At 49.8% G+C, this 26,021-nt stretch carries 18 protein-coding genes and 1 pseudogene; 15 read left to right on the top strand and 4 right to left on the bottom strand.

All coding sequences use genetic code 11. From position 1 onward, the window contains the following. The first annotated feature begins 7 nt into the window (after positions 1 to 7). From BMX45_RS27730 to BMX45_RS27715, 4 genes are all read left to right on the top strand, one after another. Positions 8 to 1,771, top strand: coding sequence for an ABC transporter ATP-binding protein (locus BMX45_RS27730; RefSeq protein ID WP_175495222.1), 1,764 nt, complete (start codon positions 8 to 10; stop codon positions 1,769 to 1,771). Next, positions 1,764 to 3,467 carry an ABC transporter ATP-binding protein gene (locus BMX45_RS27725; RefSeq protein ID WP_090913631.1) on the top strand — a complete coding sequence of 568 codons (1,704 nt, stop codon included), beginning with the start codon at positions 1,764 to 1,766 and terminating at the stop codon, positions 3,465 to 3,467. Before BMX45_RS27730 ends, BMX45_RS27725 begins: the two co-directional genes overlap by 8 nt. Before the next feature lie 417 nt (positions 3,468 to 3,884). Next, positions 3,885 to 4,850 (top strand): DUF4097 family beta strand repeat-containing protein, encoded by a 966-nt coding sequence (locus tag BMX45_RS27720; protein ID WP_090913629.1) that lies wholly within the window; start codon positions 3,885 to 3,887, stop codon positions 4,848 to 4,850. A gap of 174 nt (positions 4,851 to 5,024) precedes the next feature. After that, positions 5,025 to 5,816, top strand: a complete 792-nt coding sequence (locus BMX45_RS27715; RefSeq protein ID WP_090913627.1) for a phosphotransferase family protein — start codon at positions 5,025 to 5,027, stop codon at positions 5,814 to 5,816. A 130-nt stretch (positions 5,817 to 5,946) separates the two neighbouring features. On the opposite strand, the gene BMX45_RS27710 is transcribed toward BMX45_RS27715, so the two are convergent. After that, entirely contained in the window at positions 5,947 to 7,992 is a 2,046-nt protein-coding gene (locus tag BMX45_RS27710) for a serine hydrolase domain-containing protein (protein WP_090913625.1), read from the bottom strand. A 280-nt stretch (positions 7,993 to 8,272) separates the two neighbouring features. Here BMX45_RS27710 and BMX45_RS27705 point away from each other — a divergent pair, with 280 nt between their 5' ends. The 3 genes from BMX45_RS27705 (at position 8,273) to BMX45_RS27695 (ending at position 11,038) form a co-directional block, all read left to right on the top strand. Then, entirely contained in the window at positions 8,273 to 9,052 is a 780-nt protein-coding gene (locus tag BMX45_RS27705) for an alpha/beta fold hydrolase (protein WP_090913622.1), read from the top strand. Between the two features lie 115 nt (positions 9,053 to 9,167). Beyond that, positions 9,168 to 10,016 carry a MerR family transcriptional regulator gene (locus tag BMX45_RS27700; protein WP_090913620.1) on the top strand — a complete coding sequence of 283 codons (849 nt, stop codon included), beginning with the start codon at positions 9,168 to 9,170 and terminating at the stop codon, positions 10,014 to 10,016. After that, on the top strand, positions 10,016 to 11,038 hold the full coding sequence (locus tag BMX45_RS27695; protein WP_090913618.1) for a serine hydrolase domain-containing protein: 1,023 nt from the start codon (positions 10,016 to 10,018) through the stop codon (positions 11,036 to 11,038). The genes BMX45_RS27700 and BMX45_RS27695 overlap by 1 nt, the downstream gene beginning before the upstream one ends. A gap of 204 nt (positions 11,039 to 11,242) precedes the next feature. On the opposite strand, the gene BMX45_RS27690 is transcribed toward BMX45_RS27695, so the two are convergent. Then, complete coding sequence (locus BMX45_RS27690) at positions 11,243 to 13,228, bottom strand: alpha-amylase family protein (RefSeq protein WP_090913617.1); 1,986 nt, start codon at positions 13,226 to 13,228, stop codon at positions 11,243 to 11,245. A 135-nt stretch (positions 13,229 to 13,363) separates the two neighbouring features. Between BMX45_RS27690 and BMX45_RS27685 the strand changes: the two genes are divergently transcribed. Then, entirely contained in the window at positions 13,364 to 14,260 is an 897-nt protein-coding gene (locus BMX45_RS27685; RefSeq protein WP_090913663.1) for a helix-turn-helix transcriptional regulator, read from the top strand. Positions 14,261 to 14,399: 139 nt separating this feature from the next. Continuing rightward, a complete protein-coding gene (locus BMX45_RS27680; protein WP_090913615.1) occupies positions 14,400 to 16,712 on the top strand; it encodes a helix-turn-helix domain-containing protein in 2,313 nt (770 codons plus the stop codon). A gap of 69 nt (positions 16,713 to 16,781) precedes the next feature. Here the strand turns inward: BMX45_RS27680 and BMX45_RS32170 are convergent, their stop codons facing one another. Further along, positions 16,782 to 16,910: a hypothetical protein gene (locus BMX45_RS32170; protein WP_302847932.1), complete on the bottom strand. Its 129-nt coding sequence runs from the start codon at positions 16,908 to 16,910 to the stop codon at positions 16,782 to 16,784. Between the two features lie 241 nt (positions 16,911 to 17,151). Between BMX45_RS32170 and BMX45_RS27675 the strand changes: the two genes are divergently transcribed. From BMX45_RS27675 to BMX45_RS27650, 5 genes and pseudogenes are all read left to right on the top strand, one after another. Further along, positions 17,152 to 18,177, top strand: a complete 1,026-nt coding sequence (locus BMX45_RS27675; protein WP_090913613.1) for an ABC transporter permease — start codon at positions 17,152 to 17,154, stop codon at positions 18,175 to 18,177. A 15-nt stretch (positions 18,178 to 18,192) separates the two neighbouring features. Continuing rightward, positions 18,193 to 19,077 (top strand): carbohydrate ABC transporter permease, encoded by an 885-nt coding sequence (locus tag BMX45_RS27670; protein WP_090913611.1) that lies wholly within the window; start codon positions 18,193 to 18,195, stop codon positions 19,075 to 19,077. Between the two features lie 36 nt (positions 19,078 to 19,113). Then, a complete protein-coding gene (locus BMX45_RS27665; protein WP_090913609.1) occupies positions 19,114 to 20,640 on the top strand; it encodes an ABC transporter substrate-binding protein in 1,527 nt (508 codons plus the stop codon). 130 nt (positions 20,641 to 20,770) lie between these two features. After that, on the top strand, positions 20,771 to 22,555 hold the full coding sequence (locus BMX45_RS32015; protein WP_254778315.1) for a hypothetical protein: 1,785 nt from the start codon (positions 20,771 to 20,773) through the stop codon (positions 22,553 to 22,555). A 70-nt stretch (positions 22,556 to 22,625) separates the two neighbouring features. Next, positions 22,626 to 23,761: pseudogene (locus tag BMX45_RS27650) on the top strand (glycoside hydrolase family 88 protein). A gap of 130 nt (positions 23,762 to 23,891) precedes the next feature. On the opposite strand, the gene BMX45_RS27645 reads toward BMX45_RS27650, so the two are convergent. Further along, positions 23,892 to 25,121, bottom strand: coding sequence for a cytochrome P450 (locus BMX45_RS27645; protein WP_090913606.1), 1,230 nt, complete (start codon positions 25,119 to 25,121; stop codon positions 23,892 to 23,894). A 200-nt stretch (positions 25,122 to 25,321) separates the two neighbouring features. On the opposite strand from BMX45_RS27645, the gene BMX45_RS27640 reads away from it, so the two are divergent. Further along, the gene (locus tag BMX45_RS27640) at positions 25,322 to 25,831 is read left to right on the top strand and encodes a PadR family transcriptional regulator (RefSeq protein ID WP_090913604.1); all 510 of its coding nucleotides are present in this window, start codon (positions 25,322 to 25,324) and stop codon (positions 25,829 to 25,831) included. The last annotated feature ends 190 nt before the right edge of the window (positions 25,832 to 26,021 follow it).

The raw sequence follows: 26,021 nt of genomic DNA, 5'->3' as shown, positions 1-26,021 counted from the left end.
GGTGGTTATGATGGTCGATCAGGGAAAAAAGGCAAATTTGTTTGTTGTTTATTTATGGTGCCTGAGTTACTTGAAAAAATACCAATGGAAAGTTATAACGATGCTGATTTTAGGCATCGTTATTTCCACTGGTGAGTTACTAATACCTAAATTTATTCAATACTTTACAGATCATATTTTGAAAGAACAGAACTATACTTTGTTTTATACAACACTTGGTTTACTTGTTATCGTAACCAGTTTTCTTTTTTTTGCTACGATCATGAACAACAGAATTAAAAATACGGTAGCCGAGCTGGCTTCGCGTGATTTGCAAGTATCGCTTTTTAAGCATACGAGAACTTTAGGCTTCGTTTATTTTGAAAATCATTCTGTTGGCAAAACACTATCATTAATGAACACTGAACTTAAAGCAGTTCAAAATATATATCGTGATTTGTTTCCTTGGTTGATGAAAGAAGCCATTTTTTCTACAGTGGCTTTGGGTTTTATGTTTTATATGAATTACAAGTTAGCGCTCATTGTATTTCCATGTTTTCTTTTATATTACCTTGCTGGACCTTTTTTTGATAAGAAAACGTCAATACATGCCAGATTGTTATCGCAATCAAGAATTGATCTTAATCAAAAGACGTATGAAACGATAACAGGACTCAATGAGATTCGATCCAATGGATCAGAACAATGGGATGTTTCTCGTTTTGAGAATAAGATCGATGATAGAGGCAAGCAATTTATGTACACGTCTTGGTACGGTTTATGGAGAGGAAGTATACGTCGTATATCTTATTATGCTGGAGGTATCGCTTTATTTGGTTGCGGTTTTTATCTCCTTAAACATCAGCAGTTAACAGTAGGTGAGTTTGTTGCTTTCGTTTTATACTTTTTTGCCACAATGCACCGACTCACATCTGTTATCACTTCTATTGTTCAGCAAAAGGTATTGATGTTTCAAGCAGAACGATTATATGAATTTATGAAGTTAAAGCCGAGCGTAATGGAATCTAAATCACCCCGAAACATTGACATGTTAAATGGGAATATAGCATTTCAAAATGTTCATTTCTGGTATAATGACCGATGTATCTTATCAGATCTTAATTTAGAAATCAAAGAAGGGCAAAAGACAGCTATTGTTGGTTCAAGTGGAAGTGGAAAGTCAACGATTTTGAAATTAATTGGGAGATTCTATGATCCTTTAAAAGGCTGCATCACTATTGGAAACATCCCAATCACAGAAATTTCATATGGGGATTTACGCAACTCAATGGGATTCGTTTTTCAAGATACCTTTCTTTTTGCGGGAACAGTTAAGGAAAACATTTTGTTTGGTTATCCAGATGCTTGTGACGAAAGTGTATTAGCATCAGCTAAGGCAGCGTTTGCACATGAATTCATCATGGATTTACCTAATGGATATGACACGATTTTAGGAGAACGAGGGGTTCGACTATCAGGAGGACAAAAACAACGAATTTCTATTGCCCGTATGTTTTTGAAAAATCCAAAAATTATCATACTTGATGAACCGACATCCGCACTTGACAATATCAGTGAATATGAGGTGCAAAAAGCATTAACAAATTTACTTCATAATCGAACCACGATAACGGTTGCTCACAGACTTTCAACAATCAAAGATTATGATAGAATTATTGTTTTACATCATGGGAGTGTTATTGAGAGTGGTACATTTGAAGAATTGTTAAACCATAACGGACATTTCTATACGCTTTATTACGGAAGCGAGACAGAGGTGCAGAGTGGATAATTTTAAATGGATTAAACCCTATATTTTCAGGTACAAATGGTTGATCCTTTTTGCAACCTTTCTTATGTTATTGGAATCAATTTCGCTGATTTCAACAGTCGGAGTTCAGCGTAGGATCATTGATGAAGTGTTCTTAGGGGGAGACTATAGTGGATTCCCATTAGCCGTAGCGCTTTTTGCATTTTCTTCTATTGGGTATTCTGTTCTTTTTGTATTCAGCGGTTATATTGCTTCAAGATGCAACATTCGAATTTTTAAAAATATATCGATGAAGCTCATTCATAAAGTCTATAAAATTCCAATGAAGGATTTGCAAAATAAGCGATCTGCTGATTATCTGTATCTTTTCAGTAATGATATTGAAAGCACTTCTAACATGATTTCCTCAGATATACCACGCCTTGTTCAACAAACTATGGCTGTGTTGATTTTGTTATGGCTCATTGGGGCTGTTTTGCCTTACTTACTTATTGGAGTTATCCCGCTAACGATATTGTATTTGTTTTTGGGGAGAAAATTTTCAACACATCAAAAAGATATATCAAAAAAATTGAATGAAAAACAATCAAGCATGCTTACATTGATTGACGAAGGAATATCTTCTACTCGTGAAGTTATAGCATATCATCGTGAAGAGTGGGAAATGAACCGTTATCAAAGGTTGTTTAATGACTATTATCAGATTGTTTTGAAGTACATAAGACACATAAACAAACAGTTTCTTTCTACTGATCCGATTAAATGGATTATTAATATCTTGGTTCTTTTATATGGTGGCCTTTCTGTTATGAATGATCAAATATCTATTGGTATGCTCGTTGTTATCTTTCAGTTCACAATTCAGCTTGTGGAGGCTTTTCAAAATGCATTCAATGTGGTTATAAGGCTAAACTCAAATCTTGCCAGTGTAGAAAGACTAAGGGAAACATTTGAGCGACAAGAAGATCTGAAAGAAGGTAATTATGTATTAAATTTTCCGATTAAAAAGATACAACTCATTGATATCGGATTTCGATATGATGGGGAGAATATATTTGATAATCTAAATATGGACATACCTGTACAAGAAATCTCAGCGATTGTTGGAATGAGTGGAAGTGGGAAATCAACTATTTCTCAATTGTTAACACGTTTTTACGAACCTTTTGATGGAGAAATTTTGATTAATGGAATACCTCTTACGATGTTAAAACGAGAGGATTGGATCAGCAAGATTACAATCGTTAGGCAAGATCCTTATTTCTTTCCTGATTCAATTCGCAACAATCTTCTTATGGGCAATTCGATGATAACAGACGATGAAATTACCCAAGTTTGTAAAGCTGTATGTATTCATGATTTAATTGAACGATTACCAAACGGATATGAGACAGTTGTTGGTGAGCGAGGAGTGACCCTGTCGGGGGGAGAACGCCAGAGACTTGCTCTTGCAAGAGCTATTTTAAGAAATACTGAAATCTTAATCTTAGACGAAGCAACCTCCGCATTAGATATGGAGACGGAACGAATCATTCAAAGGCAGTTAGGCATGATTCGATATGGGAAAACTACCATTGTTATTGCTCACCGCCTATCGACTATCGAAAATGCAAAAAAAATTTTTGTATTGCACGAAGGTCGGCTTGTCGGCCAAGGTTCACATGATTATTTAGTTCAGCATAATGAACTGTACAGCAAAATGGTAAATTCAGCTTAATGATTCGGTGTTTATAATCAAAATACATTAGGAGGAACAATTGAATATGGAAATTACAGTGCATTAAAGTTGTGTTAAATGATTTCAATCAAATAAAGGAAGTAGTAAATTGTCGCCAGATTTTCACTTTAATTACCATCATTCAGAAAAGAATGAAGGTTAATTTTTTTCTCGTTAAACAAAGGAACATCCAACATGAACTAGCCAAAAAAGTCGCGATCTTTGCGGCTTTTTTTTGTTTAAATGCATAGTCTGCGGTGTTTTCCCAAGCTTTACTAGACTTAGGTCGGGGTTCCAATCTCATTCGCGGGGTCAATGCTCATTTCCCGGAGGGATGTTATACTGAACAAGACTTCAGTAATTGGCAAAAAAAGAGAACTCATACAGGGATGATACGGAAGGAATGAGGAACACGTTATGAAGAAGAGAACAGGATTCTTGATCGTGGCAATCGGCGTGCTGCTGCTGATCTTTACGATGAACCCAAGGAACATTTTTTCGGATATTCAATTCGGCTTTTCCCTTGACACCAAGAAGATAAATGAAGAGCAAACGCTTGATGCCGATAATTACCGGAACTTGACGGTGAAGACCGGAAGCATCAACATACATGTCATCCCAGGAGCAACGGATCAAATCACAGCCCGACTGAATGGAAAGGTAAGTTCGAAATATGCGGACCAAGTAAAATTGAAGGTTGAGCCGAACGGCAATTCGATGACGGTCGGCGTCGAAGAAGATCATGGCATCAATCTGGGTATAAACATTATGGATCTACAGTTAACGGTGGAGTTACCGGAAAAGAACTGGGCAACGGCCAAGATCGAAAGCGGGAGCGGTAATATCGAAATGGAGAGCATACTGGGAGACGAGGTTACCGTCAAGGCAGGCAGCGGCAATGTCAATGTCCAGCAGGTGAACGCCGGCGAGCTAACGGTGCATACCGGCAGCGGCAATATCGAAGTTGAGGAGATTGAAGCCGAATTGGTGGCGCTGCAATCGGGGTCCGGCGAAATCTCGGCAGACGGCTATCATGCCGAACAGCTGAGCTTTCAAAACGGCAGCGGCAACGTTGAGCTGAGTGATGGAGAAGCGGCTTTGCAAGGCAAGACGGGATCCGGCAATATCCGCATGGATGCGGAACGATTGGTTCATGATGTCGATCTGCGAACCGACAGCGGCAACGTGAGCATTGATCTGGTTCAAGAACCTAGTTCGCTGGAAGTCGATTACCAGGGAAGTTCAGGTGAGGGAAATATTCGGTTGGATGGAATGCATTACGACGTGAAGGACGAAGACAAAGGAAGACTGAAGGGAACGCTCGGCAGCGGCGACGTGCTGCTGAAGGTTCGCACGGGCTCCGGAAACTTCAAGCTGGAATAATTCCTGATAGTCATATAAGAGACGAGAAGACATCCTAACGGGGATGTCTTCTTTGTTGCGTACGAAGGCATTAAGGTGCATAAGCCAAGGTGAAGATCTATCGATTGAAGGCGAATGCAATGTGTATAATGAGGAAGAATATTTGTTTCCAATTTGTAGGTGAGGTGACATGATATGCTTCCGATTCAATTGCATGAAATACCCCTGTCGATCATAGATAAAGTAGGTACGGTATCCAAGCTGGATTTTCCAAGACAGGGTCATACTTCGGATGTAGGAATTCTGGAAAACGAGCAGGGGCGATTTATTCTAAAGCGAACGAAGGGAGAGCAGTACAGCTCGTGGCTGGCACAAGAAATCCGCGTTCTGCATTCTCTGCAAAAGACATCGTTGCCTGTCCCTTCGGTTTACAGGTTTGTGGAAGATAAAGAAAACAATCAATCGTGGGCGCTGTTGAGGTTTTTCGAGGGTGAAACATTAAGGCAGGCACTGGCCCGCGAGAAGAATTCGGAAAAAAAGCATGAGATGATATTCAATTTCGGTGCGATTTTGTCCGCGATTCACACTACGCCCTGCCCTGAAGAAATGAGGGGAGAATCCCCTTGGCTGGATGACATGCTGCTCCGTGCGGAATATAACCTAAGACATTACAACGTTGATGGAACCGCTGAATTATGGGATTCGTTGAATAGGGACAAACCCCTGACTATAACAAACACCTTAATACATGGTGATTTCACGATTGATAATGTTTTGGTTCGCAACGGAAACATTACAGGCATCATAGATTGGAGCGGCGGAGCTCTTGGTGATCCAAGGTATGACGTGTCTTTGGCGATACGTCCTAAACCGAACGCAATTGAAACCGAATCGGAAATCGACGTTTTCTTTGAAGGATATGGAAGAGGAAGGATTAGCGAGTCGGAGTACAAGTACTTTGAAGAAGGATTATATGCATTTTTCTAGATAGGATCGGTCGGACTAATCACCTGATTATGATTCGTGTTAGAACAGCTGACGATTCGAAACCGTCAGCTGTTCCTTATTCATATTAAGCTATGAGTGCCATGCTCCCACTAGTTAGCAGCAGACCCAATTAAAAACCAAAAGCCTGCTGAATCAGTTTCGCGTAGATGGCCGCCGCTTCCTTCCGCAGAAGATTGTCCGTTGGCCGGTAATCGGCCGCACCGTTTGCATCCTTGGTCACTTCGGGACCATGCATGCCGGTTCCGACCATAAACTGCACCGCTTCATCCGCCCACGCGGCCGGTTTGGTACGGAGTTTGGCCGGGACGGCCTTCGCGCCAAGCGCATGATGTGCAGTCCGCCATATGATAGCTGCAGCCTCTTGTCGCGTGATCGGCTGATCGGGTTCGAAATTCTGGTTCGTCTTGCCGTTCACGGCGCCCATATCCGCAGCATTTTGCACATAACCAGCGAGCGGGTGTCCTTGCATATCTTTGAATATGCTTACGCTTTCGCTAGGCTTCATGCCGGCCAGCCTGCTGATGACGCTGACAAACTCGGCCCGGGTAATCGGTTCATCCGGCTGGAAGCTGGATTGTCCTTTATCCCCAAAAGCCTGGAGAGACTGAGCGAAGTAGATGTCCTTGGCATAAGGATTTTCTTCAGGGACGTCGTTGTAGGGAGCAGGCTTCGGGAGCTTCTCGGACATGCTGTCGATGGCCGTGTAATACATATACGAAACATCACCGTTATCATCTTCCTTAAACGCGGCGGGTACACCGTTCTCATCCACAAACCGCAGCGGTCCGACCGGTTTGAGTTTATGCTCGCCCATGGCATCTTTAACCAGCAGCTCGCCTTGTCCGGCAGTCACCTGGGTGGCGATAATCGGAGTCCTCAGGCTTCTGTATAGGCCCTCGAATTTCTGCAGCTGCTCCTGATGGAGTGGGAACGGGCTCTCTGAGCCTTGTTTTTTCGGGTAGAAATGATCCATGAACGCGACGAAAAATTCGCTGCGAATCGAAGCGCCCTTGTCGCTGTTAACAACGATCAGACCACCGACATTCTGGTCGGGAAGCAGCCAAAGCCAGGAATGGTAGCCCTCCAAATCGCCGCCTTTGCCAATCACCGTTTGGCCGTTATGGCTGTTGTGCATGAACGACTCGAAGCCGTAAGACGTCAACGGAATGCCAGCGGCGTCATAATGGTTCTTGTGCATCAATCGCGTCGTCTCCTCCTTCAGGATACGGGCAGATCCGAACCGACCCTCGTTCAGATGAGCAGTAATGAAATTGGCCATATCGGTACCGCTGGCGAACATGCCGCCTTCGGGTGCGATGGTAGGCACGTTCTCGTAAGGCTTTATCGGTTGTTGATCGACATTGTACCCCGTGGCAAGATTGGCGATGATATCGTCGTTCATTCGAAATGAGGCATGCTTCATGTTCAGCGGGTCGAATATTTGCTTTTTGACATAGTTCTCAAACGGCTCTCCAGATACGCGCTGGACAATATATCCCTGCATGGAGGATGCCAGATTGTCATACCGGTAAACTTCACCAGGCGTGCGAACCACTGCCGGAGCATTCACTCGAATAAAATCGGCGAGCGGAATCTCGCCCTTCTGAACGATATGAGACGGTACCGAGTAGCTGTCCGTAAAATCGAAGCCCGTGGTATGCGTCAGCAAATGCTCGACGGTGACGGGGGCGCCGGTATGGTTAGGGATCTTCACATCCGGCATGTATTCGGTAATGTTTTGCTTCAGGTCGATTTTTCCTTTCTCGACCAGCTGCATGACCGCCGTTGCGGTAACCGATTTCGATATCGACGCCATGCGGAACAAGGTGCGATCCGGATCAATCCTCTTCTTGGATTCAAGATCGGCGTAACCGTAGCCCGTATTCAACAGCACCTTGTCGTCCTGTACGACCACTACTAGTGCGCCTGCCAGCATGTCCGAAACCTGGGGATCGGCAAAATAAGCGTCAGCGAATGCCTTGACTTCGTTGGAGTTTAGTACCGGTGCCCCCGCATGCCGGGATTCGACTGCGACTTCTGCGGATTTGGCCGCTGCCGCATGAATATCGACGGGGAAAGCCAGCAGACTGGCGGACAGCACGGAGGCTGCCAATACACGTATGGTTCTTGACTTGCTTTGTTTCTTCGGCTTCATGGGTTCCTCTCCTTATCTCATTTGCTTTGGATTTCCACTTAATGGTAGACCATGCAGGGAGGAGGAAGAACAGTCCCAAGAAGGAGTTTGAACTGGATCCGCGGCGGGAAACTAGACTCGACTTTGGTCCAGGGAATTGTATTGGCAAACCGTGCAACGCATAATTTATACCTTAAATCGTTTAAAAGTATAATGAATATTCTATAGAACCCGTTAAATCTTCAAATTAATATACTATAATTGTGTTAATAGTAAAATAAAATTATTGGGGATGATCACAATGGACTTATTCATGAAGGAGAGCGGAAACATTCATGCTTCAAGGATGATCGTATTTTTGCATGGAGGCGGGGTAAGCGGCTGGATGTGGAACAAGCAGCTTCCCTTTTTTAAGGACGATTACTGCCTGGTTCCCGATTTACCCGGACACGGCGGCAGCACCGCCAACGGGCCCTTTTCTATAAAACACACTGCAGCGCTGATCAATGAGGTCATCTCGAATAAAGCGGACGGAAGGGAAATTGTTGTATTCGGTTTTTCCTTGGGGGCGCAGATTCTCGTGGAAATGATGTGCCAACGACCTCAGCTCATCGATTTCGCAATCGTAAACAGCGCTTTGCTTAGGCCGATGCCGGCTGCGCTGAAGCTGATCGAACCTTCTGTACGAATGACCTTTCCGCTGACCAAATACCGATGGTTCTCCAGATGGCAGGCAAGCACGCTGTACGTGAATCGGGATGATTTTGAACAGTATTATTCGGAGTCTCTGCATATGTCTTCGGAGCTGCTGGTTTCGGTGCTCAAGGAAAACATGTCCTATGCAATCTCTCCAAGCTTGAAAGAATCTACGACGAGGGTATTGGTTACGGTCGGGGAGAAGGAAAGAGCCAGCGTTAAAAAATCAGCCAGGGACCTCGTGCAGCTATCCAACCGTGCGGAGGGGATCGTGTTTCCCGGTATCGGACACGGCATACCGCTCGCCGATCCGGCATTATTCAACCGCGTAGCGGGGAAGTGGCTGAACACCGGGGAACTGCCGGAAGATCTTCCACGGTTGTAGTACGGAGCGAGGAAGATCGGGAGTTCCATTTTACAAATTAGCAGTGGACTTTGCCCTAAGGGCAAGGTGTAAAGTGGTCTTGAATCAAGAGCTATATACGGAAAGAGGTGGATCCTTGCTGCCGATCGGGGAGTTCTCCAAACTATGCGAAGTATCGACGAAGACGCTTCGGTATTACGATGAAATCGGATTAATTCATCCGGATCAGATCAATCCGGAAAACGGGTATAGGTATTATTCCATCGGTCAGCTAAAGAGAATGCTCTATATTAACCGGTTGAAGTCTTACCATTTTTCACTGGACGAAATCAAAGAAATCTTAGAAGGGGGACCGGGTCACTCGGATGAGAAGTTTTACACGGCCCTTCACCGCAAGCGTCGGGAAGTCCAGCACAAATTAGACATGTATCAGCATGCCCTGAACCAGATGGACCAGGATATCCTGAGTCTGGAAAAGGGCATCGACGTGATGTCGTACCTGAATCGAATTGAAGTGCAGCTTGTGGATCGGGCGCCAATGTATCTTCTTTTCATGCGCCGGATGATGAGCAGGGATGATTATGCTCAGGGTTATGGCAGGTATTTTAGCGGATTATATGAACAGATTGCCAAGGAGAAGCTTACATTGATTGGTACGCCCATGACGATTTATCACAGTTCGGAATATAATCCCGCAGGCAATGACACCGAGTTTGCCCTCCCGGTTAAGGAGAGGGTTATTGGAACGAGGGACCTGGAGGGAGGACAATGTGCCAAGTCTGTTTGGAAGGGTTCCTATTCGGATTTGACATCGGTATATGCCAGACTCAGGGAATGGATAGAAGAGGAGGGATACGCATTGAGCCAATCCCCGTATGAAATCTATGTAACCGATCCGAATCAAGCCACGGCGGCCGAGCATTTGGTTACCGAGGTCTATTTTCCCGTGACGAAAAAACAAATTAAAAATGCGAGGTATCTCTAATGAAGAGAGAGTATTGGCCAACGAAGGCATGGCAAGCCGCTGCCCCTGAAGCCTTGAGTTTGGATGCCGGCAAGCTTTCGGCCCTTGATGCTTTGATCCCATCCGAATACGGCAACATCAACGGTATGGTCGTGGTGAGAAACGGATATATCGCATATGAGAAATACGATCATGGTTACGGCCCGGAGGATAGGCACCATGTGGCATCGGTCACCAAGAGCGTTTTATCCGCCCTCATAGGCATTGCCATCGGTGCTGGCTATATTGACAATTCGGATCAAAAGGTGCTGGATTTCTTCCCCGATTATGAACACAAGTCCGCTGATCGGCAAATACAAGACATTACGCTTCGCCATCTTCTTACGATGACGGCTCCTTATCCCTTTGAGGACTGGCGCGAGCCATTGGACAACATGTGCATGCAGCCTGATTGGGTAGCCTATACGCTTGATATGCTGGGGGAAGGCGGAACCCTGGGAGCGTTCAAATATTCCACCGCAGGAGTGCATCTGCTGTCAGCCATTATCACCCGCACCACCGGAAAAAGCGCACGCGCCTTTGCGAACGAACACTTGTTTAAACCGATTGGCATGCCCGAAATCCCGGATCATGATATGGGATCATTCGGATTTGATCATTTATTCGGTAAAGACGTCAGGGGATGGGTCAAAGACCCGGGCGGCAACACCACGGGTGGTTGGGGCCTTACGTTAAGCCCGCGCGATATGGCGCGTTTCGGTTTCCTGTACCTGAACCGCGGCCTATGGGACGGACAACCGATTATACCGGGAGATTGGATAGACCAATCAACGGCGATGAACGCTAATCATTACGGTTATTTGTGGTGGCTGCGGGATGAGGACGGAATTTATACATATTCGGCCGTAGGCGATGGAGGCAATGTCATCTGCTGCATTCCGGAAAAAGATATGGTTGTAGCGATTGCATCGTCCTTTATCGCCAATCCGCGGGATCGATGGACCTTGATAAAGGAAGGCGTGCTTTCCGCTGTCATAGAATAAACCGAAGAACGTAAACGCCATTCTCGGTCAAACAATTGGCAGATTCCTTTGAGGCGCTGATTGAGGAAAATTTCGATGGATGGCAGGTCGTTCATAACCGGAATCTATCAAGTAGAGATGAGAATGAACAGCCGCAGTCTCCAGACTTCGGCTGTTTGTATCATATGGAAGAGCTGTTCCTTATCATGAAGGCAAGCAAGTTGTTTACGCCAGTTCCAGCACAACCATTTGATGATTATCCAGATGGGGAACCGTATAGTTGATCTCCCCCTGACTCCCAATGGTATAAGGAAGCTCTTCCATCGAGGGGGCCAGATAGACCCGCTGGATCGAAGGCGCCGCGGGGAGGCGCAAGCGGACGGAAACGTCCCGCAGCGGTACGATGTCCTCGATGACTTCAATGCGCCCCTTCAGGACAGGAGAAGCATAGAGAAGGTGATTAATATAGCGGTTTTCTTCCTGCTGATACTGCAGAGTTGCGATGCCCCGTGCCGGCAAATCGCAGCGCAGAGTAGGCTGCGGCAGGAGCCGGTCGATCGCATGCAATACCATCTCCTTCAGAATGAGATGGCCGTTGTCCGCATAGTCGCCGAACACATTCCATGCGATGTAGATGCCGTTTGTGCTCTCAATCATCCCCGGGCCGCCGTTTTCTCCGGCGCTTGGCGAGTGCTGATGTGAGCAGAACGTGAACACATCGCGGTTGAAGTACGGATCCTCCCGGCTGCCCAGCGTTCGGCCGCCGTTCAATTCAACCAGCTGTCCTTCACCGTACATCACGTACGATGCAGCCATGAGAGGACCTGGAACAAAGTCCGGGCGGAAATAAGACGGACGGTATGGGCTCTGGCCCTGCCAGTTCAATCCGAGATCCAGCGCAAACGCGTCGCCTGCCGCATTCAAGCCCGAACGACCCGAGGCTAGAACTTTTCCTCCGCCCGCGGTGAATGCACGGATGTCCTCTTCCAATTCGGGCCATATCGGTACCTCGTCCGGCAGAATCAGCACTTTGTAGAGGCTAAAATCAGCAGTTGCATCCACGATGTCGTAAAGGTAGTGCCCTTCGGTCAGGATGCGTACCGCACCGGCATCCGCCAGGTTGTTCCGGTCATCCGACTTCCGTGCTTCCGGACAAGCCTCCCAAGCAGCCTCCAGCGACAGGACGGCGATGTCGGCCACGGAAGAGGTCGCGCTGCACCAAGGCTCCTTCGCTTCCACTTCCGCATAGGCTGTGCCGATCAAGGCGTAGGTTGCTTCATCCATGAGACCCGATGGATGAAGCTGGTCGCCGATCGAGCACTTGGCGCCATGGGCGAGACTGAGCGCCGTTTCGAAGCGCAGTGCGTTCGGATGCTTGTAACCGCCGAATTCGCCCCATGAGGTATGGAATTTGCCCGTCATGCCGAGATATTTCATGCCTAGCGTCTGTGCATAGCGTGCGGACAGCGGAAAGTGATCGTAACCCCAACCTCCGGTAGGAAGCGATTCGAGTTCCAAATGGCTGTTGACTTGAGCAAGGTCGCGGCGGCCGCGACGTTGATGGCCGCTGTTATGGAATACGGGCAGACCGGGTTTGATCTCATCGATCGTTTCTCGTACGCGGCGGGTATAGTTCAGGTAGGTGGATTCGCCTAACGCGGCAACGGCAGCTTCATCGCGAGGGTCATGACCCGCTGATCGCAGCGCGGCCACGCAATGCTGGCACCGGCATTGACGGATTCCAACGATGTCAAGGAAAATGCCGTCCGCATCACACCTGGAAACAACCTCGCGGATTTGCGCCAGCAAGATGTCCAGGTATGGCGTGTTGAAGCAAAATTCATGGTAACCGGGCGTCATGAAATCTCTCGCCCAGCGCGTACGGTCTTCCGCGTCGCGGATCAGCCATTCGGGATGGCGCCGCGCCAGCTTTTCGTCCAGCCCCGCGGATAAGTACACCGGCGTCTTGACGCCGATTTCATGGGCAGCCGAGATCATCTCGCCCAGCAGATCGAATGAGAGATGCGGGTGCGTTTCATTGGCTTCGCTCGGATGGTAAGCCCAGCCGTGATGGCATTTAGAAAACACGGTGATGGAATCGACATGCCCCGCGCGCAGCATGTTCTGAAACTGGAGTTTTGAATACCGGCTTCCGATGCCGGGAATGGCCTCGGATGTATGGAAATCGAGATGAACCTGACGAAAACGCATGCGTAAACAGCCTCCTTAGTCGCTATATGAGAGCGGTTTCTCGTGATTAAATGTACCTCTTTTTCATGCGGGCAACCAGTGATAATATAGACTTTGATTAGCACAAAATGAACTTGCGAAAAGGAGGGGATGGTCGTGCTGTGCTTAGAATTCGCCATACCGCCGCTGCCGCAATTCGTTACGGCCGGACATGCCGTATGGAAGCCGGGAGACAGGCATTTCGCCCGCACCTTCGGCGTTTATGACCTGCTTCTGGTTACGAAAGGAACGTTCTATATGACCGAAGAACAGACGGAGTATGAGGTCGGCGCGGGAAAGCTGCTGGTGCTGGAAGCGGGACTGCCGCATGTAGGGCACCGAGCCTGCTCGGAGCATACGGAGATTTATTGGGTGCATTTCATCCATGGACATCCGCCTGTTCATATCCGGCGGGAAGATATCCCCTGGTCGAACCTGCTGTCCAAGGGCACGGTCGAAGACGTTGAGCCTTCTCCGCAGCAGCGCATGTACTTGCCGAAGTTTGCGCCCTTCGAAGTGCAAACCGTGGAGCCGATGCTGCGCGGATTGAACGATACCCACAATAGACTGAACGGGGAAAATGCGCTCCAGCTCCACCTTTTGCTGACCGAGCTGTTTGCCGCGCTGCAGGCTGCCTGCGCCCGGACGTCCGAGCCGGAGCCTTCCGTCCGGCTGGCCCAGGCTGCCGCAGCCTATTTAAACGAACATTGGAAGGAGCCGTTTGAACGGGCCGCGCTGGAGGAAAAGCTCCACTTCCAAGCGAGTTATATCGCCAGATGCATGAAGAGGCATATCGGCAAAACGCCCCTGCAGTACGTGTTGCACCTGCGCCTGGAGGAGGCCAAGAAACTGCTTGGCGGCACGGTGCTTGGCATTTCCGAGATCGCGGAACGCGTGGGAATCCGCGATTCGAACTACATGACGCGCCTATTTACCGCCAAGGTTGGCATGACGCCAGGTGCTTATCGGCAAATGCTTCGGCAGAAGGGGGATGGCGATGGGCGGGTCACCTGAGCAGCCCTGATAATACGGCAATACCCAGAGATACGGTCAGTGCGTATCCCGTACAGGGTAATATTCGAAAATGCAGATTGACAATGAAAATCCCGGCGGCTTATAGTAAAGCCACCTAAACTTGCAGGAGAGTGGTCCTATGAACTTGCTGCAAACCCTCCGCTCTCGCAAATATTTGCAGCGGATTATCCTGAGCTTTATGCTCGTCGTCGCCATGCTCGCCATAGCCTCCCTCTTTCTGAACGCCGCCGCCCGTGACAAAGTGTTGAGCCTCCAGCATGAAGCCGACGTCAAGCTGCTCACCCAAATCAACTACAACATCGAGAACATGAACGGGATCGTGAAGGATTTGGCGGTATCGCTGTATAACGACGAAGAGCTCATCGCACTGAAATCCGGGGCGGATTATAAGCAGAGCATCCTGAAGATTGAACGTTTGAACCGCACGGTTGCTGCTTCCCCGTACTTGCACGCCGCCGTTTTTTACAACGGCAAACAAGGCCGCTTTTTCTCGTCGCTGAGCCATGATATGGATACGCGCGTCCTTTACGGCGCACTGGAAGATTACATGGACGCTCGTGCCGACCTGCCGAAGCTGCAGCTCATTCCGCTCGATCTCGACGGGGAGAACGAAGGCATCGACGTGTTCGCATTTTTCATATATGATGGGCCGAGCCTCGGTTCCGTCAATCGGAACGCGCTCATCTTAACCGTGAAGCCGGGGTGGATGCTGGATAATGTGAAAGCGCTTAATCGGGTCGCCGAACGGGAAAACGATGTCCTGTTCGTTACGGATGGCGATGGTCAAGTGCTGATGGCGGGCGACCGCAAGCTACCGCCCGGGCTGGACATCAAGAGAGATTTACTCGGACGGATGGGCTCGGCAAACCTTACACCGGACTCCTTCATCCATCAACAACAAGGCGATAAGAAATATAAAGTTACCTACTTGAGCAAAGGCCTAAACGACTGGCAGATCATCAGCCTTCAAGACTATGACGATGTGCTGGGCAGCGTCCGCCAGATGCGGTGGACGGAAATGGCCGTGACATTGTCCGTGGCTATGCTGGCTTTGCTTCTGTCCGTACTGATTTCGCTCCGGCTATACAAACCGGTAGGACGCCTGCTTACGCTGGTGCCCTACGATGGACGTGGAGACGCCAAAGCCAAGGATGAGCTGTCCCTGATCACGGAGAACGTAACGGAAATGATCGGCAAGCTCAGAGGATTGGAACAGGAGCGGGCCACGCAATGGAATATCGCCAAGTTATATCATCTGCGGAGCTTGATCGGCACAAGCGACAGCATGGACGAAGCAGCGTTTATGCGGATGAAGGAGCAGTACGGGATCGATATCGCGCATCCGTCGCCGCTTCGACTTGCGTTTGTGCAGCTCGACGACCTGCAAAGCCAGGTTCTGCAGCCGGTTCCCCGGGCGGAAGAGCTCTATTCCTTCGCCATCGCGAATATCGGCCAGGAGCTGCTGCGCCATGGCGGATCCTGCGAGGCCGCGGATATGAAGAGCGGCCATCTCGTTTTTGTTGTCGGGGGCGATTTCGGTCACCTCGAGTCCTTGCACGAACATTTCCGTGAACTTCAGCAAACCATTCTCCGCTTCTATCGGATTACGTTCACCGTAACGCTAAGCGATACCTTTGAGGATTATCGCCAGCTTACGAAACATTACAATCTGGCGCAGCGGCATTCCAACTATCGCATGATATTCGGCAAGGGCGCCGTGATCCGGCCGGAGATGATCCGCAGGAACGAGCGGAACGAATCGCTTACCATTCCGAAGGAACTGGAACGCCGGCTGACGGAGGGCTTAAAGGGCGGCAATCCGGAAGAGACGGAGCAAGCGATTCGGAGCTGGAGGGCGCATCTTGCCGAGTTTAGCTTTGACGGCATGTTTTCGGCGCTGCTGCATTTGACCATGACGCTGAGCCATACGCTTGGCGAAATGAATAATAACAACTTGAACCCGGTGTCGGTCAATCTGCAGGCGATCAACCGCCGCATTCTCGAAAAAGAGACGCTGGACGAGATCGAGTGCGTGCTCCTGGACGTCGTGCGGGAGGTGTTCGAGCAGCGCAGGAGCGGACGCGAGGATAAAAACCGTCTGCTTGCGGATACCGTCAAGGAAATGATCGACAAGCATTATGCCGATCCGGACCTCAACATACAGAAGATCGCCGATATGCTGAAGATGAGTTCCGTCTATTTGGGGCAAGTGTTCAAGGCGCAGGAAGGTGCGACGGTAGTCGACCAGATCAACGCGACTCGGCTTGCCCGCGCCCAGCAGTATCTGGAGCAGCAGCAATTGACCGTGGCCGAAATCATGGAGAAGGTCGGCTTCGGCAATGAAAGCTATTTCTATCGGCTATTCAAGCGCCGGTATGGAACGACCCCGAAAGAGTACCGCCTAAAGTGCGCCATCGAGCGCAGTACTTAAATCGCACAGGTTCCATCAGACCCGCAGGCGAGTGTTGCCGTTGCGGGTTTTTGCCATGCCGTGCTTCGACTATGGCATCCATTCGGATACGAGCGAACCGTCAGATTCGATACAAGACAAGCGTTTATGCTGCGAGCCCCCATCGAGCAGTTGGATCAACGCGTAACTGAACAGTGCCGTCTCTTGCACCTTGGGCAAAGCATCGATGATAGGGGAGAAGGGTAGTCCCTTAGCGCAGGCAAGGCCCTAAAATTCTCCAAGTGCAGCAATCTTGGATCTATACAGCCGGCTGTATAGCATTCCAAAATCCCTACAGTCCGCCTGTACAGCAATCCTGAAATTGTACAGTAACGGAATGGACCGCGCTTGAGCTATCGTTAAACGTGCAAAGCCTGGAACGCAGGCAAGAAGTGCACAAGGAGAGGAAGGGGTTTTCGCTATGTTGAAAAAGATAACACTATCGGGCTCTGTGGGCGCGGAACCGGCGAACCGATCGGGAACCGGGCCCGACCCGGATTCAGCACCAGCCGGCACTCGCCCAAAAAAATCGGCGCTTCGCAGGGAGCTTCGCCATTTTCGAAACAACCGCGAGCTGTTTCTCTTATCCCTGCCGGGGATTCTGTACAAGCTGATCTTTGCCTATATTCCATTGGTGGGACTGATCATCGCCTTCAAGCATTACCGCTACGATCTCGGCATATTCGGCAGCGAATGGGTAGGTCTGGAAAACTTCCGTTATTTGTTCTCGACCGATACGGCTTGGCGGATCACGCGCAATACGGTGCTGTATAATGCCGCTTACATTGCAGCTACCACGGCCGCTGCGCTGCTGTTGGCCATTCTGATGAACGAGCTCAGGGCGAAATCGAGCAAATTTTATCAGACCGCGCTGTTTCTGCCCCACTTTCTATCCTGGGTGCTGGTCGGATACGTGGCATATGCCTTCCTGAACCATTCCGACGGTTTCATTAACCGCACCTTGCAAATGTTCGGCATGGATCCGATCAGTTGGTACCAGACGGCCGAGGCATGGCCGGCCATTCTCATTCTTGTTCATTTATGGAAGGCAGTCGGCTTCAACACGCTTATTTATTTTGCGGGCGTTATCGGCATTAACAGCGAGTATTACGAGGCCGCCCGAATCGACGGTGCGACGAAATGGCAGATGGCCATGAAAATTACCATTCCGCTGTTGGCTCCGCTGGTCATCATTCTGCTGATTTTGTCCATCGGCAACATGTTCCGCGGCGACTTCGGACTGCATTATTTCATTCCGAACAACTCCGGCTTCCTGTACGGGTCCACGGATATTATCGATACGTACGTGTACCGCGCACTTCGCGAGATCGGTAATGTCAGCATGTCGGCCGCCACAGGCTTCTATCAGTCGGTTGTCGGTTTCGTGCTCGTGCTGGCGGCGAACGGGATCGTGCGCAGAATCAATCCAGAGCATTCCCTGTGGTAAGAAGGAGGATATCCGATGCCGAAGAAATTCGAACTATCCAAAATGTTGATCCATCTGCTGTTCATCCTGCTATCGCTGGCCATCGTCCTGCCTTTTCTGCTCGTTGTCGCGGTCTCGCTGACGGACGAAGCGTCGCTTACCGACAAAGGCTATCAGTTTTTTCCAGAAACGTTCAGCCTGGAGGCTTATCGCTATCTTCTCGACGCACCCGACATTTTGTTGCGGGCATACGGGGTCACGATCACGGTGACCGTCATTGGAGCGCTGGCAGGCCTTCTGCTCACCGCGATGACCGCATACGTCATCTCGAGACCGGATTACCGCTACAACAGGGTAACGACGTTTTACGTGTTTTTCACGATGCTGTTCAGCGGCGGGCTCGTCCCTTCCTATATCCTCATCACCCAATACCTGCATTTAAAGGACAGCTTGCTTGCACTCATCCTGCCGGTTCTGCTCTCGCCCTTCAACATCATGGTCATGAAGGGATTCATGTCCAAAATTCCGCTTGAAATCGTGGAATCCGCCAAAATCGACGGGGCAAGGGAGCTGCGCATCTTTTTCCGGATTATATTGCCGCTATCCACGCCGGCCTTGGCCACGCTGGGTTTGCTTATCTCGTTCACGTACTGGAACGAATGGTTCAACGCGATGCTGTATATCGACGATCCCGACAAGGTGCCGCTGCAGCTGCTGCTTGTGCGAACGCTGGGCAGCATTGAGTTCATAACCTCCAATTCGGAATTTTCGCAGCAGCTGGGCATCGATTTATCCAGCTTCCCGAACAACTCGGCAAGAATGGCGATCGCGGTGCTGGCGGGCGGGCCTATGCTGATCATCTTCCCGTTCTTCCAGCGGTTTTTCGTGAAAGGGCTTACGGTTGGCTCCCTTAAGGGTTAACATACATCAACCAATAAATATTCAGGAGGTCATGTCATGAAAAAAAGATTATTCGGATTTCTCGCGGTCATCATGATCGCCATATCCGCGCTTGCCGGCTGCGGAGGCAGCGGCGGGAAGAGCGATTCGGGCAGCGGAACGACCGGCACGCAAGGATCTACACCGGAGGCGAGCGGCGCTAGCGGGCTTGAGCCCACAGAGCTGACTTGGTATTATCCGCTGCTGCAGCTGCAGCCGGACCAGAAGAAGGTCGAAGAGGAAATCAACAAAATCGTGAAGGAGAAGCTTAACGCCACCGTCAAGCTGATGCCCGTTGCAATCGGGGATTACGTGCAGAAGATGAACACCGTACTGGCGGCAGGCGAGAAGTTCGACATTCTCTGGACCGGTTACATGCTGAAACCGGAAGAGCTTGTACGGAAAGGGGCTATTCAACCGCTGAACGGGCTCTTGGATGAGTACGCGCCGCAGCTGAAGTCGGACGTCCCTCAGGTGATGTGGGATGGCCTCTCGGTGGACGGGGAAATTTACGGCATCCCGAATCAGCAAATCAACGGGTCGAGATACGGCTTTATCGTGCAGAAGCGGTTTGCCGACAAATACGGCTTGGATCCTTCCACGATCAAAACGATAGCGGATATCGAGCCGTTCCTTGAGCAAATCAAGCAGAACGAGCCGGGCATCATTCCGCTCGGCCTGTTCGGCAGCTCGTTTGTCAACCCGCAGGCGCATGACGATCAATATTGGGTCGTTCCGGGGCTTGACGATCATTTCTACATTAAGACCGATGATCCGTCCTACACGTTGCATCGCTATCCGGAGGAGGAGCTGGACAATTTCCGCCTGGCCAGCAAATGGTATAAAGCCGGGTACATCCACAAGGACGCGGCCACGGAAAAAATGACCGACTACCAATCCAAGGGCCAGATCGCGGTCGAGTTTGACGTCACGCTGAAGCCGGGAGTCGAGGCGGAGGTCAAGCCAAAGAACGGCGGCAACGATGTCATCATCATCCCGCTCAGCGATTGGTTCTCCAACGGTTATTCGGCAACGACAAACCAGTCGATCAGCCGCACTTCGCCGAATCCGGAACGGGCCATGATGCTGCTCAATCTGATCAACACCGACAAGGAGCTCTACAACCTGATGATCAACGGCTTAGAGGGCGTTCATTACGAGAAGCTGAGCGGGGAGTATATCAAAGCGATGCCGGATTCCAGGTACCGTCCGAACATGGATTGGGTCTTCGGCAGCGTCTTCAATTCCTACCTGAAGGAAGGCCAACCGGAGAACATATGGGAGGAAACGAAAAAAATCAACGAAAGCTCTGAAATCAATCCGGTCGGCGCCTTCAAGTTCAATTCCGAGCCGGTCAGCACGGAAATCGCGAACCTGAATGCCGTATGGGGCGAGTACAAACGCGGACTCGTGACCGGCACGCTCGATTTCGAGGAGACCTGGCCCGTTCTTTACGGCAAGCTGAAGGAGGCGGGCGAAGATAAATACGTGGAGGAGGTGACGCGTCAGTTCGAGCAATTCCTGAAAGATAAGGGCTTGAAATAATCGGCCCGTAAGCTTATAGACGGATGGAGACGAAACGGGAGAAACCTGCTGCCCGGGTGGGCTTTGACGACACTGCGCACGGCGCAGACAGAGCTGACCGAATTCCACGATGGAGGAAGGGGAGCGATTTATGAAGAAGCTTGTGCTTGCGGCACTGGCGGCAAGCCTGTTGTTCGCGCTGTATCCATTTCTGCCGGCCGCCGGGACGGCGTCGGCTTATGGAAATCCGCACGGGACGGCTTTTTACGTAGCCTTGGACGGAAATGACTCGAACAAAGGGACGATCAACAAACCGTTTCGAACGTTGGAAAAAGCGCGTGACGCCATTCGGGCTTTGAAAGCGCAGAAAGGGCTGCCTCGGGGCGGCGTCACGGTTTATCTTCGGGAAGGCCGGTACGAGCGCGTAGCCAGCTTTGAGCTGGGTTTGCAGGATTCGGGGGAAGCGGGCAAGCCGGTAACCTATACGGCCTATCCGGGCGAAACGGTCATCTTGTCCGGTTCTAAGCAGCTGGAGAAATCCGCATTCGTTCCGGTAGCCGATCCTGCCGTACTGAACCGCATTATTAGGGAAGAAGCAAGAAACGAAGTGCTGGTCGCCGATCTGGCCGCCCTCGGCATTACCGATTACGGCAAGATGAGCCGGCACGGTTATTACTTGGCCAACGATTTGAGCAAGGTGCCGCCGATGGAGTTGTACGTGGGCGGGCAAGGGATGACGCTGGCACGCTGGCCGAACGAGGGAACCGTCCAAATGGACGAAATCCTCGATCCCGGACCGACGCGGAAAGATCCGAACGGGGAGGTCCATACAAGAGGCGGGACCTTTACGTATACGTATGACAGACCGCAATACTGGACACAGGCGGACGACATCTGGCTGGATGGCATTTTCGGCTACAGTTGGGAATGGTCCTACAACAAAATCGCTTCCATTGACACCGAGGCCAAGAGCATCACGCTCCGTTACGGGGAAATGAGCGGGATTTTCAAAAATTGGTACCCGGATTTCCATTTCGCGCAAAACCTGCTGGAGGAGATCGACATGCCCGGCGAGTATTACATCGACCGCCAGGCCGGAAAGCTCTATTTTCTGCCGAACGCCGAATTCATGACCGCGAATCCTTCCATTGAAGTGACGATGCTGAAGACGCCGATGATCAATGCATTGGATGCATCCCATATCGATTTCTCGGAGCTGATCCTGGAGAACGGGCGCGATTCGGCGGTCGTCTTCATGGGCGGAAGCCATATGCGCGTCCTCCATAGCCGACCCGGTGCTTTTCTCGTTGGAGAGAGGATAGGGGCAGGTTCCATTCTCTGTTCGCAGCTTCTGACTGATCTTGACAGTGAGAAAGCGCTGCGATTGTACACTCGTCTGCTCGCCAATCTCGGCGCTGCCTTCGATGACTGCTTACTGGTGAGCGGGAAGGCTGACGGCGCATGGGCCGTGGAAGCGGTTATGGCGCTGTCTTGCCCGCCCTACGTCGATTTCGAAGCCATGAAGACGTATTATACCGATCCCGAATATTCGCTGAATAATTTGGGAGAAGGCCTGTACGGCTGGATGCAGAAAAAAGAGCGGAGGTCCGAGGACGGAAAGATGCAGATCGCCCATGCTACGTATGAGCCATGGTTCTTGAGCTGTTTCGTACAGGTGCCTGATGGAGCCGAACGGTTCCGCAAGGGATACATGAGAATCCAATCGGATGTTCCGTACGCCATTTTTTTGAACGGCGAGTTTATCCCGGAGCCAGAGCTTGAGCTTGCCCTGAAGAGCGGCCTTAACCGGCTGATCGCGATTCTCCATGGAAACGGGGGGAATATGGACTTCGGTCTGGTCTTTCTGCACGCGGATGGATCGTACATGAAAGATCTGGAATACCGCATGACCCTGGACGAAGTCGAGCCGAAATAGCGGTGAGAATGGAAGGACGGGCTCTGTTTGGATGGAGCCGCACCAAATGAATAAGTTACGGGAGGGCAAGATGGACTGGAACGCTATCATAGAACAAACCTTGCAGACGACCAAAGCGAATATCGCCCGGTTTGAAGATCGGTTTCCGCATGTCGGAAACGGAAACGGCAATTACCAACTGGTGGATCATACGGATTGGACGGAAGGATTTTGGCCGGGAATCCTGTGGCTGAGCTGCGAGTACGGTCAGGATTCCTATATCCGTGAAGCTGCAGTCCGATGCACGCATTCATTTCAAGCAAGGTTAGCGGAGCATAACAATCTGGATCATCACGATATCGGTTTCTTGTATTCTTTATCCGCCCTGGCGCAATGGATGGTTGAACGGGACGAAGCGGCCAAGATCACGGCTCTACAGGCGGCTGATGCGCTCATGAGACGATGGAGGCCCACGCTTCAGTTTATCCAGGCATGGGGCCCTGAACATGACCCCCAAAACGGCGGCCGGATCATCATCGACTGCTTGATGAATTTGCCTTTGTTGTGCTGGGCAACCGAACAGACCGGGAGATCGGCATACGCCGAAGCCGCTCGCATTCATGCTGACAAAAGCCTAAAGTTCCTGGTTCGCGGCGATGCCTCATCCTATCATACCTTTTATTTTGATCCCGAATCGGGGGATGCCGTGCGCGGAGGTACCCATCAAGGATTTCAGGATGGCTCGACGTGGACGCGGGGGCAGGCATGGGGCATTTATGGATTTGCGCTGGCCTACCGTTATTTCGAAGAACCGCAATATTTGGACACGGCGATTCGAATGGCGCGATATTTCATCGACCGCCTTCCGGATGATCATGTTGCCTATTGGGATTTCGACGTTCCGCCATCGGCACGTACGCCTAGAGACAGCTCTGCCTCTGCCATTGCCGCTTGCGGGATGCTGGAAATCACCGACCAGCTGTCAAGCGCTGATCCCTCAGGGAATTTCTCCTTGATGCTGTTCGGCGTTCCATGGATTCCATGGTACAGGGATATTTTACGAAGGGTAATCCGGACGAAGAAGGCTTTTTGCGGCATGGTTCGTATTTTGTCAGAGGGGGAATTGCGCCGGACGATTTTGTCATCTGGGGCGATTATTTCTTCCTGGAAGCGCTCATGCGTTTAAACAACGGGCGGCCCGGTTACTGGTATGAACCCAAGAGGTAAAAACAATAGAATGATTTCCTAATAAGTGAGAGCCCCTGTCATTTCAGAAACAAGCAGGGTCTCCCGATATTATAAGCCCTGCTGTGCAGGGCTTTTTTTGATGTACCAAATGAAAAGAGACAGGTCAGCCTTACCGATGAACACGGATAGGAAGCTGAGTCAACATTTGTCCTGCCGCAGAAGGACTCAGGTTGTCTTCCAGTTTAAATTCAGGAACGGGTTCAATGCGCGAGAAGAAATCCATGAACCTGCTTATCGCAATATTTGCTTCCAGCCGTGCCAGCGGAGCACCCAGGCAGAAGTGAGCGCCATTCCCAAAGGTTAAATGTTTTTTGTTATTGGTACGGTGGATGTTCAAGGTGAAGGGATCCTCAAATACCTCTTCATCCATATTGGCAGCACTCATCCAAGCGACGACGAGATCCCCTCGTTTCATATCTACGCCGAGTACATGATTGTCCTGTTTGACGGTTCGATCCATTTTTGCAATGTTAAACCGATAGCGGAGCATTTCCTCGATGGCATTGGGAAGGAGCTCGCGGTTATCCTGGATTTCCCCGTAAATTTGATTGTTGTCATATAAGAAGGAATAAAACGTATTGGCTAGCAGATGAGTCGTCGTTTCAATGCCTGCACCCAGGATAAACATCGTCGTTCGGACGATCTCATCGTCCGATAACCGATCCCCGTCCACCTCGGCTTGAATGAGGTCGGAGATGATATCGTCCGCGAGATTGGCTCTTTTTTGGACGATATGAGGATAGAGATAGTTGTAATATTCCTTGGCCGCATGACGTTTCAGTTCTTGCACATCTTCCGAATGGTTTTTGGGCAGGGGAAGGAACAGATGGTTTACCCACTCCTTGAATAATAACCGGTCTTCGGAAGGAACTCCGAGCAGATCCGCTATGACGATGGTTGGCAGCGCACTGGCATAATGTTGGACGATGTCAATGACATGGGCTTCACCCATTTCCTGCAGAAGCTGGTCTGCAATCTCTTGAATGCGCGGCTCCCAGAGCTTCAAGCTGCGAGGGGTGAAAGCGGCGGATATCAGGGCACGGCTTTTTTGGTGTTCCGGGGGGTCGGATTGCAGGTTAATCTTGCTCATTTTCTGGCCTTCGTCATTATCGGCGCCAACACTGATCATCGTCCGTGTTCTTACACTAGAGAAATATTGATGATCCTTGAGAACCCTCTTGACGTCATCGTACCGGAAGACGTTCCAGGTTTGGGTCGCCTCATTATAAACGATGGGCTCATGCTGCAATTTGTGTTTGTACCATTCATAAGGATTGAATTCTTCGATCGGTGAACGGAATTGCGTGATTTCCTCTAAGGAGATGATCTCATGATTCATTACATTCCCTCCAATGATAGTGTAATATAACATATGTTAATTTAACATATAGTTGTATTTGGTCATAGTTTCCAATGACCCATGTCCAAAGTTCTGTTTATATTCTTCCTTGTCGGATTTTGGTTAAACATATACGCTAGTAGTGTGCTGATAAATCTGCAGCGGTTTTGTCAAATCCGTCGACGAAAGGCCTGAACGACATGTATCTTGAACTTCTCATTCTGATCCAAATCGATAAATCCCCGAAACACGGGTATGAAATAAAAAAAGAAATACAGAAAGATCTCGGTTATTTGATGGACGTGAATCACAATATGTTATACCCGACATTGCGAAAATTTACGGAAGAGGGATTGGTTCGTAAACATCGAAATGAGCAGGTAGGCAGACCGAATCAGTATGTATATGAAATTACAGAAGCAGGGAGGGAACAAATCGCAAACCTCATTAACGCATTCACCGAAAAAGATGCAAAACATCAAATCGAGTTCATGGTTAGAGTGTCCCTGTTCGATCGCATTTCGAAGGAGGACCGGAATCGGATTTTACATCGAAGAAAGAAGGACTTGGAAGAGCTGCTGTCAGATATCGAGAGAAGACTGGATGAAGGCGGGGACGAGTTGTTCCGGGACGAGGTTCTACGGTATTCGGTCTCCCAGGTTCAAGGCGAATTGGCGTGGATCGATAGGCTGGTCAGCAGCTTAACCTGATGGGTAAATACGGCTTCGACCAGATCTTTAATCATCGCAGCATTCAGCGTGACGATGTTTTAGCGCGAGCAAAGGAGCCGCGACATCGCGGCTTTTTACCAGTAGATCTTGAGGGCTTTGGTAGCGGATGGGGTGTTGGGCTCGCAGGTTCGAAAATTTGTATGGGCTTAAATCCATGAAGGGGCAGCTA

The sequence above is a fragment of the Paenibacillus sp. cl141a genome (assembly GCF_900109305.1).
Taxonomy (GTDB): domain Bacteria; phylum Bacillota; class Bacilli; order Paenibacillales; family Paenibacillaceae; genus Paenibacillus_AQ; species Paenibacillus_AQ lautus_A.
This window is presented reverse-complemented; position numbering and strand designations above follow the sequence as displayed.

Coding starts and splice junctions, on each gene's coding strand:
- BMX45_RS27730 (WP_175495222.1), top strand. CDS start 8: ATGATGGTCGATCAGGGAAAAAAGGCAAATTTGTTTGTTGTTTATTTA.
- BMX45_RS27720 (WP_090913629.1), top strand. CDS start 3,885: ATGAAGAAGAGAACAGGATTCTTGATCGTGGCAATCGGCGTGCTGCTG.
- BMX45_RS27715 (WP_090913627.1), top strand. CDS start 5,025: ATGCTTCCGATTCAATTGCATGAAATACCCCTGTCGATCATAGATAAA.
- BMX45_RS27710 (WP_090913625.1), bottom strand. CDS start 7,992: ATGAAGCCGAAGAAACAAAGCAAGTCAAGAACCATACGTGTATTGGCA.
- BMX45_RS27705 (WP_090913622.1), top strand. CDS start 8,273: ATGGACTTATTCATGAAGGAGAGCGGAAACATTCATGCTTCAAGGATG.
- BMX45_RS27695 (WP_090913618.1), top strand. CDS start 10,016: ATGAAGAGAGAGTATTGGCCAACGAAGGCATGGCAAGCCGCTGCCCCT.
- BMX45_RS27690 (WP_090913617.1), bottom strand. CDS start 13,228: ATGCGTTTTCGTCAGGTTCATCTCGATTTCCATACATCCGAGGCCATT.
- BMX45_RS27680 (WP_090913615.1), top strand. CDS start 14,400: ATGAACTTGCTGCAAACCCTCCGCTCTCGCAAATATTTGCAGCGGATT.
- BMX45_RS27675 (WP_090913613.1), top strand. CDS start 17,152: ATGTTGAAAAAGATAACACTATCGGGCTCTGTGGGCGCGGAACCGGCG.
- BMX45_RS27670 (WP_090913611.1), top strand. CDS start 18,193: ATGCCGAAGAAATTCGAACTATCCAAAATGTTGATCCATCTGCTGTTC.
- BMX45_RS27665 (WP_090913609.1), top strand. CDS start 19,114: ATGAAAAAAAGATTATTCGGATTTCTCGCGGTCATCATGATCGCCATA.
- BMX45_RS32015 (WP_254778315.1), top strand. CDS start 20,771: ATGAAGAAGCTTGTGCTTGCGGCACTGGCGGCAAGCCTGTTGTTCGCG.
- BMX45_RS27645 (WP_090913606.1), bottom strand. CDS start 25,121: ATGAATCATGAGATCATCTCCTTAGAGGAAATCACGCAATTCCGTTCA.
- BMX45_RS27640 (WP_090913604.1), top strand. CDS start 25,322: ATGTATCTTGAACTTCTCATTCTGATCCAAATCGATAAATCCCCGAAA.